The following is a 15256-nucleotide window of genomic DNA, read 5'->3' on the forward strand; positions in this document are numbered from 1 at the left end:
CTCCTTATTTTATTATCGTGATGTATCCTTTTACTGGTCTGATGCTTGTATCATCAAACTTAAAGAAGTAATAGTAGGTGCCATCATCTACAGGTTGGCCATCTATTTTTCCGTCCCAATCATTTTGATAACCTCGTTTTCTATACAATACTCTTCCTCCTCTATCAACAATCATTAATTCGTGGTTCGGGTAAGTCTCAATATTCTGAACTTTCCAGACATCATTTATACCATCTCCGTTTGGCGAGAAATTATTGTCTGCAACAATCACATAATCATCTTTTACCCTTACGGTGATGGATGACGTGGTGGCAAAACCTGAACTATTGGTGATGGTTACGGTATAGGTTGTTGTAGTACTAGGACTAGCAACTGGATTGCTAATATTATAATTGCTCAATCCTGCTCCACTCCAGCTGTAACTTTGAGCGTCTACGGCTTCTAACTTAAATTTAGAACTCAAACCCTTTCCTATTTCTGGATTAGCGGTATAAGGAGTTTCTAGATTACTACCTATATCGGTTCCGGTTCCCGTAAGAATTGGTGCGGCATCTACCGTTAACGTAAAGCTTCTGCTTATCTGGTCCACGCCGCCATTAGCTGTACCGCCATTATCTCTTACGGTTACTGTGATGGTTGCTGTTCCTATTTGCCCATTATTGATGACATAGCTGATTTGATTATTGTTAGCACTTAAGCTTTGGAATAAACTTGGATTATTGCTTGTTACCAGTGTTTGAACGCTCTGACTTGTCTCTGGTCCGGCAGTAACATTTTGTAAAACTATTCTTTCTGTTACGCCTTCACGGAAGTAAATTCTTTGGTTTGCGATGGCATTAAGCGTTGGAGTTTCGTTTACATCACTTAAGTTTACTGTAAAAGTTTGATCTAAACTGAAACCAAATTGAGTCGTACTTCTTACTCTTATTTGGTAGCTTTGCTTATTTTCATAATTTAAGCTTGATGCAGTTTGTAATTGATTACCATTGATAACAAAACTTGCATTATCTGTTGAACCAGTACCCGTAACTAAACTGTAAGTAAACGTTGCATTAGGGTCATCAGAAGTGCTGCTTAAAGTTCCTGCTAAGGCCCCTGATGGCCTGTTTTCAAACAAGGTTATTGCTGCCAAACTCACACTAGTTGGTGCGCCTGGTATAACTTGTAGTATTCCATTTACATAACTGATGTTATAGTTTTGAGCCGAAGCACCTGATACCGTTATTGGGTAATTGCCTAATGGACTATTTAATACTGCCGTAGTGCTAAAGCTAGGCTGAATTATCAATACTATTGCATCTTCTCCAGCTATAAAACCATTATAATTTGCGGTAAACACAGGGTTTGCTGTACCCACAAACTTTTGTTTATCTGCTGCTGTAATGATTAATGCTTTAGCTGTGATGTTAGCTGTGGTACTTGCAGTCGTGTTTACTGTATAATTTCCTGCATCTGTACCGCTGATGCTAATACCTGATACTGATACTGCTTTACCTGTGCCTACATTTCTATCGATAAACGTGGCTGTAGTATAAGCTGCTGTTAATACATCACCCGATATTCTATCATCAGATAATGTTACGGTTGCTGATGTATTACCATTATACTCTTTGTTAACACCCGTTGCTGTTACCAATAAAGATTTTGCGGTGATATTAGCTGTAAAACCTGTGGTAGGTTGTGATAAGGTATAATTAGCCGCTGCTGTTCCGCCTAAAGTATAATTACCGATAATGGTGATGGCTTTTCCTATCCCTACATTTTTATCATTGAAACTTGCTGTCGCTGTTCCGCCGATGGTGACATTATCACTACCTACTATTCCAGTAAGGCTAGCCGTTCCGGTAATGGTTGCAGCAGTATTTCTATCGTATACTTTATTTGCAATGCTTATACCTGTTACAGTTAAAGCTTTCGGATTTACCGTACTGCTTATGGTAGCTATCTTAACACTATCTGCATTTAGACTGCTTAGTGCGATGTTACCGCTGTAATTTCCTGCTGGCGTGTTAGCTGCTAGTCTGATATAAACAGGGGTACTATTTATGGTGCCTGTAGTTCCTACTGTTAGGGTAGAAGTAAAGGTTGTATTATCTGCGGAAACCTCAAAACCTGTAGGAGGAGTTACTTTAATCCCTGCTTGCATACTTGCACCTGAAACATTGAAACTAATAGCACTTGAAGGAGTGCCATAAGTGCTACTCATGGCCGTTAGCGTTCCGCTATTTGAAATAACTGGTGGGTCTATATTTTTGAAAATGGACACGAAATTTGCCCCACTGTTGGCAACAGCAAAATCTAGTCTGCCGTCTCCATCTAAATCACCAATAGCAACATTTTGAGGGCGTCTGCCTGTTGTAAAGTTTAATGCTGGTGCAAGAGAAGATAAATTTATATCTCCTGGCGTTGAAGTATTTCTGTAAACTAATAGTGCATTGTTGTTATAACTTACAGAAGCAATATCAGGTTTACCGTTACCATCTAAATCACCAATTGCAATTCCATACTGTGTATTTATATTATTGAAGTTTATCTTGGTTGCAAAATTACTGCTTGTAATTGCACCATTGATATCGTTCTTTAAAACAGTCATGTATGAGTCTGCATAGAATCCTACCACGATATCAGCTTTACCATCGCTATCTATATCGCCCATGCTCACTGCAAATGGATTTCCGCTTAAAGAAATATTTACTGCTGAGGCAAAGCTTCCGCTATTAATACTTCCTACGATGCTGGTATTCTTAAGAATGGATAAGGTTTTAGAACTATAAATAACAACAGCTAAGTCTGATTTACCATCATTATCTAAATCTCCTATAGCTAAACCTTGTGGTTGGAAACCTACGCCAAAATCTACCCTTGGGGCAAAAGAAATTACAGAACCAGCGCTTGTATTTGCGAAAACCGAAACTGAATTACTAGAAAGGTTAAGCACAGTAATGTCTAACTTTCCATCTAAATCTATATCACTAATTTTTACATTTATTGGATTTAAGCCAGTAGCTATAGTACCAACAGATGTAAAACTTGTAGTACTAAAATTACCGCTTGTTGTAGTATTTCTAAATATTTGCATATTGTTACTACCTACAACAACTAAATCCAATTTACCATCACCATCTAAATCTCCTTTAGCAATACCGGTTGAAAACCCACCATAACTAACTGGTATATCAACCTTGGTATCAAAACCACCATTTCCATTATTTCTAAATAATGAAACAAAACTAGCTCCGTTATTAGAAGCTGCCATATCTAATTTGCCGTCTCCGTCAAAGTCGCCTAAGGTTACATCAAATGTTCCATTACCAGCCGTATAATCTACTTTAGCTGCAAAATCTCCAGTGCCTAGCTTAGCTTTTGAAGGGCTGAAAATTGGATTGAAATTAAGAGGACTTTCTGCGGCTAATTTAGTTTGGGTATTTAATAAAGTAATGGCGCCATAAGTAGCACCAGACGGAACTGTTACTGTTAGACTTGTTGTTGTTGCCCCATTTACTATTCCTTTGGTAGCACCAAAGAAAACTATATTATTTGCAGATGTAGTACTAAAGTTCGTCCCTGTAATCGTTATCACATCTCCCGGCTTTGCACTTTCTGGGCTAAAACTGGTGATTGTAGGTGGAGCTGTAAAAATCACTAACTCTTTATTAGCGCCCAATGAACTTGATGCTCCTGGTGCTGCTAAAGTTAAATTAGCATCTACATTGGTAATTCCTTTTATAGTACCGTTATTTAAACTTAAAGCTGAGGTAGAAGTATAATCCAAATCTGTACTTACATCCCCAGCTTGTACAGTGTAGTTAAAATTTAGAGTATCCGTACCACTTCCAGAGATATAATTGGCCCATTGGTCTATTGTACCTGTTTCTAAGCGAAGCCTAGGGTTACCTGTAACGTTAACTATTTTATCAAAAGCAACTTTAATCGTAATGATATCACCTAACTGATAAGTACCATTAGCTGATGATGAGCTGACTAGGTTTACAATAGGAGCGATATCAGCATTACGTAAAACAGAGATAGAATTTGATGCGGTATTGCTATTGGATACCACTAAATCAAGGCGACCATCGCCATCAAAATCTGTTAAAGCTACCGAAATAGGATTAGTGCCAGTTGTGTGAATCGTCTTGTCAAAAATCAAGAATGCACTAGTGCTATTATTCTTAAAAATGTTAATCGAGCTAGCATTGATGTTAGCTACTGCTAAATCTACTTTGCCATCTCCATCTACATCACCCATGGTAAGTTCTCTCGGACTATCCATAGCAAAATAAGCTTGACCATCAGCAAAACTTGTGATATTACTAGTTCCAGTGTTTTTATAGAAAGAAACGGTATTTGAGTTGGTATTAGAAACTGCTATATCGGCTTTACCATCTTGGTCTAAATCGCCAATTACTACAGATAGCGGGAAAGACTGTGTATCATAGCTATTATCTAAAACAAAACTTAGTGCATTAACTGAGCTTGTATTGCGATACAAGGCTAACTTACTGGTTCCGAAATTGGTTATAGCTATATCTAATTTGCCATCTCCGTTTACATCTCCTAAAGCCAATGCAGAAGGATTGCTACCTGCACCCGTACTCAATGTATTTGCTGAAGCAAAAGTAATTGCTCCAACATTACTAGTATTTCTAAATATAGAAAAGCTATTATTCCCAAACTCATTGATAACTAAATCAAGTTTACCATCACCATCCAAATCTCCAATCTTTATTTGGCCTGGATTACTTTGTGTTATATAATCTTGTTTAGCTTCAAAGCTGATAGTCCCGCTTGACCCATTATTTCTTAAGATAGAAATACTATTTGCTGATGAGTTGACAATAGCTAAATCTAGCTTACCATCACCATCAAAATCTCCAGACTGAATAGAAACTGGCGTATTATCGGTTGCAAAATCTATCTTATTAGCAAAGCCAATAGCTGTACCGTTCCCTGTATTCCTAAAAATAGAGACGTTATTGTCTGAACTGTTAACCACAGCTATATCAGGGTATCCATCACCATCAAAATCTCCTGTAGTTAAAGCGGATGGTCTATTACCAGTTGCAAAATCTACCTTTGGTTCAAAATCAGAATTAGTGAAAGTAAGTTTAGATGGACTGTAAATTGGGTTGAAACTTGATGGGCTTTGTGCTAACAAATTAGAACCTGTATTTAACACGCTTATTGGTGCGTAAGTAGCACCTGTTGGTACGGTTACCGTTAAACTGGTTGCTGTTGCCGCTGTAACGGTTGCTTTTGTTGCGCCAAAGTATACTATATTATTCGCTGCTGTAGTGTTAAAGCCTGTTCCGGTTATGGTTACTACATCGCCCGGTTTGGCACTTAATGGTGTAAATGAAGTAATGGTTGGAGACGGAATCAATATCACTAAATTTTTATTTGCACCTAATGAACCAGCCGCCCCCGTTGTTGGTAGCATAAGTATAGCATCTACAGTGGTTGTTACACTTTTTATGGTGCCATCATTTAAAGCTAAAGCTGAGCTAGAGATATAATCTAAATCAGCACTTATATCTCCATTTTGTACAGTATAGTTGAAAGTTAAAGTATTGGTTCCGGTACCGGATGCATAGTTGATAATACGGTCTGTAGCACCTGTTTCTAGCGTTAATTGCGGTGTTCCTGTAACATCTACAACTTCATTAAAAGTGATGGTAATAGGAATATTTTCTCCTGGGTAATAACTACCATCTGCTTTTGTAGAGGTAACATTGGTAATGCTTGGAGGTATTTCAGTATTTCGTAAAACAGATACTCCATTTGACTGCGAATTAGCAGTTGCAATATCTGGTTTCCCATCGCCATCCAAGTCTGCAATACTTACAGATAGTGGAGTTGAACCTACATTAACATTAACCCCTGTAGCTAAACTTGAAGTGCTTATACTACCCACCGAGCTAGTATTTCTGAAAATTGATACTGTACTAGAATTCGCATTCATAGCAGCAATATCGGGCTTACCATCTCCATCTATATCACCAATAGCTAGGGCGTATGGGCCATTACCCGCACCAGTTGCAAAATCAACTTTTGTAGCAAAAGAACTAGATGATATATTTCCTGTTGAATGAGTATTTTGAAATACTGATAAACTATTGTTATTTCTATTTGCAACTATTAATTCGGGTTTCCCATCTAAATCAACATCTGTAATTGAAACAGCCCATGGTCCAAGTTCTGTATTAAAATCAACTTTAGTTGCAAATGAACTACTCGATATATTGCCACTTACATGTATATTTTGGAAAACAGAAACTGTGTTAATTGAAGCATTGGCTGTGGCAATATCTAGCTTCCCATCGCCATCTATATCTCCAACTGTAATTAACTGAGGGGAAGCACCTAAACCAATAGCAAAATCAACTTTGGCAGCAAATGAACTAGTTGTTATAGAGCCACTAGCTGCTGTATTTTGTAATACAGAAAAAGTATTATGGCCAGGGTTAGCTGTTGCTATGTCTGGCTTTCCGTCTCTATTAAAATCTCCAACAGCTACTGATGTTGGCTGCAGACCTGTAGCAAAGTCAACTTTGGCAGCAAATGAAGATGTTGTGATGCTTCCAGTAGTACTGGTATTACGAAATACCGAAACACTATGGCCTCCATAATTTGCTACAACAATATCTAACTTACCATCCCCATCAACGTCTGTAATTGAAACTGCAATTGGAAAATTCCCTGTTGTAAAATCAACTTTTGTGGCAAATGAACCAGAAGTGATACTTCCACTAGAACTTGTATTATGGAATACAGATAGGCTATTAGCTCCGTAGTTAACAACTGCCATATCTAGCTTACCATCCCCATCTAAATCTCCAGTAGCAATAGAATAAGTTGCACTTCCAGCTGAAAAATCTTGCCTTGGTGAAAAATCTAATAGTGAAATCCCTGTTTTAGATGGACTAAAAGTTGGTATAAAACTTTCTCTGCTAGATGCAGCTAAACTCGTTACAGAATTTAAAACTTTAATAGGTCCAAACATAGCACCACTAGGTACTGTTACTGTTAAACTTGAGGCTGTTGCTGCGGTTACTAGTGCTTTTGTTGCACCAAAGAATACTACATTATTGGTTGCTGTGGTGTTAAAGTTAGTACCTGTTATGGTAATTACATCGCCTGGTTTTGCACTTAAAGGACTAAAGCTAGTAATTACAGGTATAGACCTTACCAAATGCGTTGCACCTGCATTATAGTCCGCAGTAAATCCGTTGGTGCCATTTCCATTGCCTAAATCATCAGTAAGATTAGTACTATTCTTTAAATCTAATCTTAATGATCCTAAACCCGAAATAGCATTTACAGTAACATCAACAGAACTTCCTGTAGTGGCACTTACACTACTGATATTCCCACTAGCAGTACCTGTTGAAGTAAGTATAAAGTCATCAACACTGATATTATTAGCGTTCTCATCAAAAGTTACACGATAAATTACAGAGCTAGCACTTTCTTGCGGTGAAGCTGGTAACGAAATACTTGTTACTTCGGGTGCCAATATGTCAATAGCAGGACCTACTGTAAAACCATTAAAAAGGGCTCTCATTCCGGGAGATGTAATCACCACCTTATCTACATTAGAAAAGATAGCATCGGGTAATTCATTTGGTCCATAAAGAATGGTTCCTAATGGAGTAAGGCCTAAGTTAACAAACCCAGTTAACCTTGAATTTCTAAAGGCTCGAACTGTAATTGATGCCCCAAAAGTAAACCCAACTTCAGCCACTCTAAAACCATTAAAATCAAAATTACCTGATGATGATGAAATGACTAAACCATCAAATCCAGTTTGATAATTACTGGGTCCCAATCCCTCAAAAACCCCAAAACTATTGAAAGAATAATAAAATATATCTCCACCTGTAGGAACGCCCAAACTATTACTGGCGAAAATGTTAAATGTAAATCCAGAAATATCAGTAGAACCTCCTTCGCCGTCTACAGCCTCTGTTCCAAGATTGGTACCACTTGCGACTGAGAAATTTAAAGTTCCAGTTTGCGCATATAGGCAATTGCTTGTGAGTATAATAAAAATGAAGAGTAGCAATTTTTTCATAAAATTATATTGAGGGTAAATTATTTAATTCTTATATCTTGTTTCTTTATGATTGCAAAGACTATCCTTTTGATAAAATTTGCTTTCAACTTTTACTGTTTAATAATTTGCTTAGTTGTTATTTTTCCTGTTCCAGTTAATCTGATATGGTAAAATCCTGTGCTAAGTTTATTGATATCTAAACTGATGCTGTTTTCTTGCTTTTGAATAGTTTGACTGATTAATATCTTACCAGTTAGGTCTATCACCTCTAATTTCTGGTAAACATCAGCCTCAAAACTTAAATTAATTAAACTGCTTGCTGGGTTAGGGTAAACTGTTAACTCTTTTGAACCAAGCGTTACATTTACAGCTCTTACACCTAAATCTGTTTGTTTACCATTATCATCATATTGTATTAATTGATAATAATTTGAACCACTGGAAGGTCTAGTGTCTGTATAATCATACTGTGTTTGTTGTGTTGAGTTTCCTGAACCGTTTACTTTAGCTATGGAACTAAAATTTTTACCATCTGTTGATTTTAAAATTTCAAAATGGCTGTTATTCGTTTCTGATGCTGTTAGCCAATGAAGTTGTACTGTACCGTTTGTGTTTAATTTGGCTGTGTAATTGATTAAAGTTACAGGAAGAACTATATCGGTATTTCTCAGTATGGAGATATTATTTACCGAATTATTAGCTACTGCTAAATCAGGTTTACCATCTCCATCTAGGTCACCGATAGCAACAGACTGTGGTCCTCCTCCTGTTATGAAGTCTATTTTAGGTGAAAAAGAACCTGAAGTTATACTACCTGTAGAACTAACATTGCGATATAATGAAACCGTATTTTGCCCTCCATTTACTACTGCCAAATCGGGTTTACCATCTCCATTTAAATCGCCAATGGCAATTGAACTTGATGTAGAGCCGGTGGTAAAATCTACTTTTGCAGCAAAAGAACCAGAGGTAATACTTCCAGTAGTACTAGTATTATGGAATACAGAAAAATCGTTAGAGTTGAAGTTGGTTACTACTAAATCAGATTTACCATCACCATCTAAATCACCTACGTTTAAAAACGCTGGTAAATCGCTTGTTATAAAATCTACTTTACTTGCAAACGAACTAGAGTTAATACTTCCAGTAGTACTGGTATTGCGTAAAACAGAGATATTGTTTGAACCAAAATTTGCTGTAGCTAAATCTAGTTTTCCATCTCCGTCTAAATCAGCAGCAACTATAGTATATGGGTTAAATCCTACAAAAAAATCTACTTTTGGAGCAAATGATGCAGAAGTTATATTTCCAGCTGTACTTGTATTACGTAATACGGATATGTTGTTTTGAGAGCCCGAAACATTAGATGTCGCAATATCAACTTTTCCATCTCCATCTAAATCTCCGATGGCAACAGATAAAGGAGTACTTGATCCCAAAGTAAAATCTACTCTTGCAGCAAAAGAACTAGAGCTAATACTTCCAGTAGTACTAGTATTTCTAAAGATGGAAATACTACTCGAATTTGAATTAGGCACTATTATATCAGGCTTACCATCTCCATCAATATCACTAATAGAAATAAAAAATGGATTAGATCCTGTTGCAAAATCTACTTTTGAAGTATACGACGCTGAATTAATACTTCCATTACTACTTGTATTGTGGTAAATAGAAATTGTATTCTCATTGTTGTTTGATACTATTAAATCTGGTTTCCCATCTCCGTCTAAATCTGCATGAACTACAGAAATTGGATTTGTGCCCGCTGTAAAGTCTTGCTTTGGCGAAAAGTCTGTTAAAGTAATATTGGTTTTAGCAGGTGCAAAAATTGGATTAAACTTTTTTAAGCTTTGTGTTGCTAAGCTAATTTCAGAATTTAAAAGAGTTATAAAATCGTAGGTGGCGCCAAGTGGTACAGTTACTGTTAAACTAGTAGCGCTAGCCGCTGTAACAGTTGCTTTGGTTGCTCCAAAAAACACCACATTGTTTGTTGCAGTGGTGTTAAAGTTTGTGCCTATTATGGTTACTGCATCTCCTGGTTTGGCGTTTAATGGGGAGAAACTGGTAATTGTAGGAGGGAGTACATCTGTATTACGAAATACAGAAACGTTATTTGAGCCCAAATTAGCCACTGCTAAATCTGGTTTACTATCTCCATCTAAATCTCCTATGGCTACTGAAAGTGGTGAGTCGCCTGTGGCAAAGTCTACTTTTGCAGCAAAAGAGCTTGTTGTTATAGAACCACTGGTGCTGGAATTACGAAATATAGAAATACTATTTGAGTTGAAATTTGCAACTGCCAAATCGGCTTTATTATCTCCGTCCAAATCGCCAATAGCAACAGAATATGGAAAATTTGAGGTTGCAAAATCTACTTTTTCAGCAAAAGAACTTGATGTAATAGCACCAATGTTACTAGTATTGTATAAAATTGAAACATTGTTTGATGCTCTATTTGCAACTGCCAAATCAGGCTTGCCATCTCCATCTAAATCCCCAATAGCAATAGATGTAGGGTTAGTTCCCGTGGTAAAATTTACTTTAGCAGCAAATGAGCTTGAAGTAATAGTACCACTAGTGCTAGTGTTGCGGAACAAAGAAACGTTGTTTGAGTTTTGGTTAGTTACCACAAAATCAGTTTTATCGTCTCCGTCTAAATCGCCTAAAGCAACTGAACTTGGATTAGCTTCTGTAGGAAAATCTACTTTACCAGCAAAAGATTGTATTGTTATACTTCCATTAGTACTAGTATTACGAAAGACAGAAACAATGTTTGAATTTTGACTAGTTACTAATAAATCAGGTTTACCATCTCCATCTAAATCGCCAATAGCTAAAGATGTAGGGCTTGCTTCGGTATTAAAATCTACTTTTGCGGCAAAAGAACTAGAGGTGATACTTCCACTTGTACTTGTATTACGCAGAATGGAAATACTATTTGAGCCTTGATTAACAACACTTAAATCGGGCTTGCCATCTCCGTCTAAATCGCCAATGGCAACAAAAACTGGAGAGAATCCTATTGCAAAATCTACTTTTGCTGCAAATGATGAAGAGTTTATAGCTCCACTACTACTAGTATTGTGAAATATAGATACATTGTTTGAGTTCAGATTTATTACTGCTAAATCTGACTTGCCATCGCCATCTAAATCGCCAATGGCAACAGAAAAAGGATTAGTTCCGGCTGTAAAAGATTGTACAGAAGAAAAGTCTGAGTTTGTAATATTTGCTTTTGCAGGGCTAAATATTGGGTTAAAATTACTTAAGCTTTGTGCGACTAAACTATTTGCAGTGTTTAATAAAGTTATGGGGGCATAAGTAGCACCACTAGGTACAGTTACCGTTAAACTTGTAGCATTAGCCGCTGTTACTGTTGCCTTAGTAGCCCCAAAGAATACCACATTGTTTGTAGTGGTGGTATTAAAGTTTGTTCCTGTTATCGTGACCGCATCACCCGGCTTGCCGTTTACTGGGCTAAAGGAAGTAATGGTGGGCATTTGTGCTAAGAGCGTTCTACTAAAAAATATTAACGTAAAAAAAAGTAGTGCTTTTTTCATATTTTAAAATATATATGGTGCTTGTTTATCGCTTTAATTTTTAAACATTCAAAAAAGCCTGTTAATAAAATAGTTTACTAACAGGCTTTTGAATTATTGCTATTGTTTAATCATTTGCTTAGTTATGAGCTTACCTTCTCCAAATAATCTGATATTGTAAATACCGCTTCCAAGATTGCTAATATCTAAACTGATGCTGTTTTCTTGCTTTTGAATAGTTTGACTCATTAATATCTTACCAGTTAGGTCTATAACCTCTAATTTTTGGTAAACATCAGCCTCAAAACTTAAATTAATTAAACTGCTTGCTGGGTTAGGATAAACTGTTAACTCTTTTGAACTAAATGTTACATTTACAGCTCTTACACCTAAATCTGTTTGTTTACCATTATCATCATATTGTATTAATTGATAATAATTTGAACCACTAGCAGGTCTAGTGTCTGTATAATCATACTGTGCTTGTTGTGTTGAGTTTCCTGAACCGTTTACTTTAGCTATGGAACTAAAATTTTTACCATCTGTTGATTTTAAAATTTCAAAATAGCTGTTATTCGTTTCTGATGCTGTTAGCCAATTTAACTGCACTGTTCCATTAGTTTGAAGTTTGGCTTGGTAACTTATTAATGATACTGGTAAAGGAACTATATCTGCATTCCTAATAACTGAAACATTATCAGAGAATTCATTTGCAACTATTAAGTCGGGTTTGGTGTCTCCATCTATATCACCTACAATGACGTTTCTAGTTACGAGACCCGCCGTAATTTGAACTACAGAACCGAAGTTAATGCTACCAATGCTAGAAGTGTTTGGAAAAACATTCACAAAGCTATTATTAGCAGTCAACAAATCTGGTTTTCCATCGCTATCTATATCGCCTAAAGCAAAAGAATCATGAGAACCTAATAAAAAATCAACCTTTGCGGCAAAGTTGATGTTTCCGGGTGTAGAGGTATTGAGAAAACATGAAAATCTTGAATCAAAACCATAAGTTACCGCCACATCAAGTTTTGTATCTCCATCCAAATCACCAATTACCATAGAAACATCATATTCTCTGGTACGAATAAAAACTCCATTTTCAAAACTTATCACCCCATTTATAGATGTATTACGATACACGGTAAATCCCGTATCTCCTCCTAATACCAAGTCTAATAGGTTATCTCCGTCTATATCTGCCGCGGTAATATTATAGGTGTAAAGCTGCCCAACAATAGTTATAGCGCTACTAAAACTTATGCTTCCGCTTGAGGATGAGTTAGGATATACCAAAATCTCCCCGTCTTTGGCAACTGCAATATCAGGTCTACCATCGCTATTAAAATCCCCAATGGTAAACCAAGAATAAAAGCTAGCGTTAACAACCAAAAATTCTTTTGCAGCAAAGCTAATGTTGCCGCTGGTTGATGTATTTCTAAATATTGAAATATTGGCACTAGCTGAATTAGATACAATTACATCGGGCTTCCCATCTCCATCTATATCGCTAATAATTACATTTATAGGAAGAACAGTGCTAAGATCAATTTTGTCAGCAAAACTGCTTGATGAAATACTTCCATTAGTTGCAGTGTTTCTTAGAACTGATATTGTATTGCCAACATAATTTGCAACCACCAAATCGGCTTTGCCGTCTCCATCTAAATCACCACTTGCCGTAAATATAGGGCTATCGCCAGCTGCAAAGTCTACTTTATCATCGGTAGTGAATACACCTGCTTTGCTAGGACTAAAAAGTGGATGGAATTTTTTTAAACTTTGGGCAGCTAAAGTTGTACTTGCATTTAAAACATTAAGATAATCGTAAGTTGCTCCCACTGGCACAGTAACCGTTAAACTAGTTGCTGTTGCCGCTGTAACAGTTGCTCTGGTAGCTCCAAAAAACACCACATTATTTGTAGTTGTGGTATTAAAGTTAGTGCCTGTTATGGTTACTGCATCTCCTGGTTTGGCGTTTAACGGGGAGAAACTGGTAATAGTTGGAGGTAGGTCCGTATTTCTCAATATAGAAATTGTATTACTCAGATAATGAGATGTAACCAAATCAGGTTTATGATCACCATCTAAATCTGCGATGACTACAGAATGAGGATTATTTCCAAGGCTCAAGCTTACCGAAGAGCTAAAACTTAACATTCCGCTACTACTGGTATTACGTAACAATGAAAATGTATTTGACCCCAAAACAGGCACTACAAAGTCAGGCTTACTGTCCCCGTCTAAATCACCTATAGAGAAATATTCATGAATATTACCAGTTGTAACATCAATTTTAGGATTAAGATTAAAGTTACCGTTACTGCTGGCATTAAGAAAGACAGAAATATTACTCGAGTTACGATTGAGTATTGCTAGATCAGACTTTCCGTCTCCATCAAAGTCATCAATAGCAACCGCAATTGGTCTAGTTCCGGCAGTAAAATCAACTTTTGGATTAAAGCTAACATTACCAATACTACTTGCGTTCAGGAATACAGAAAAATTATTGGAGCCAAAATTAGTAACAGCTAAATCAAGCTTTCCATCAATATTTAAGTCTCCAATAGCAATAAATCTTGGGGAAGATCCGGCAATAACATCTACTTTAGGTGCAAAACTAAGACTATCAGTAGTACTGGTGTTACGTAGTATGGAGATATCGCCAGATGATTCGTTAACAACTGCCAAATCAGGCTTTCCATCTCCATCTAAATCACCAATAGATGATATACGAGGACTACTGCCCGTTGTAAAATCTATTTTGTTATCAAATGAACCTGCATCTAGCAAACCAATTGTACTTATATTACGAAATACCGAAATACTAGATGAACCATAGTTGGTAACTACTAAATCAGGTTTACCATCTCCATCTAAATCTCTTATCGCTACTGCAAATGGTTCATTTTCTGTTGCAAAATCTACCTTAGTTGCAAAACTGACTGATGTGATATTTCCAATATTACTTATATTGTGATATACAGAAACCGTATTTGAATTCTTGTTAGCAACCGCCAAATCAGATTTTCCGTCTCCATCTAAATCGCCTACTGCTATAAGATGAGGGGCATCACCTGCCACTAAAACTTGCTCTGCCGCAAAATCTGTCGTTGTAATATTTGTTTTTTCAGGACTATAAATCGGATTAAAACTACCTAAGCTTTGTGTAGCTAAACTAGTGGCTGTATTTAATAAAGTTATGGGTGCAAAAGTTGCTCCACTGGGTACCGTTACTATTAAGCTCGTAGTAGTTGCCGCTGTTACAGCTGCCTTTGTTGCTCCAAAGAAAACCACGTTATTTGTAGTTGTGGTATTGAAATTTGTCCCAGTAATTGTAACTGCGTCGCCTGGTTTGGCGCTTAATGGATTAAACGAAGTAATACTAGGCACTTGTGCGCTAACATTAATAGAAGCAAATATTAAAGCGAAAAGTGAGATTAAAACTTTATTTACTTTGAATTTAAGTAAAGATTTACAAGTAAAAATTGTAATCATATAATGTTTATAAGTTAAAATAAGAGAGCTTAAAAAGCTTATTATACTTTATAGAAAACATATTAAACTTTTATGAGAGTAAAATTAGGCTTAGAATTTCAATTTATGTAGCCTAAAAAGACGCAGATATAGCCCAAAAGGACATAATTATAAATAA

The 15256-nt window shown here is 36.5% G+C and carries 3 protein-coding genes; all 3 read right to left on the reverse strand.

What is annotated here, in order from left to right; all coding sequences use genetic code 11:
- Positions 1-4 precede the first annotated feature (4 nt).
- The gene (locus H510_RS18510) at positions 5-8074 is read right to left on the reverse strand and encodes an FG-GAP-like repeat-containing protein (protein ID WP_036692329.1); all 8070 of its coding nucleotides are present in this window, start codon (positions 8072-8074) and stop codon (positions 5-7) included.
- Positions 8075-8166: 92 nt separating this feature from the next.
- A complete protein-coding gene (locus H510_RS19570; protein ID WP_026903893.1) occupies positions 8167-11619 on the reverse strand; it encodes an FG-GAP-like repeat-containing protein in 3453 nt (1150 codons plus the stop codon).
- Between the two features lie 99 nt (positions 11620-11718).
- Positions 11719-15099 (reverse strand): T9SS type A sorting domain-containing protein, encoded by a 3381-nt coding sequence (locus H510_RS20395; protein WP_026903894.1) that lies wholly within the window; start codon positions 15097-15099, stop codon positions 11719-11721.
- Positions 15100-15256: the final 157 nt, after the last annotated feature.

The sequence above is a fragment of the Pedobacter glucosidilyticus DSM 23534 genome, assembly GCF_000425145.1.
GTDB classification, from domain to species: domain Bacteria; phylum Bacteroidota; class Bacteroidia; order Sphingobacteriales; family Sphingobacteriaceae; genus Pseudopedobacter; species Pseudopedobacter glucosidilyticus.

Coding starts and splice junctions, on each gene's coding strand:
- H510_RS18510 (WP_036692329.1), bottom strand. CDS start 8,074: ATGAAAAAATTGCTACTCTTCATTTTTATTATACTCACAAGCAATTGC.
- H510_RS19570 (WP_026903893.1), bottom strand. CDS start 11,619: ATGAAAAAAGCACTACTTTTTTTTACGTTAATATTTTTTAGTAGAACG.
- H510_RS20395 (WP_026903894.1), bottom strand. CDS start 15,099: ATGATTACAATTTTTACTTGTAAATCTTTACTTAAATTCAAAGTAAAT.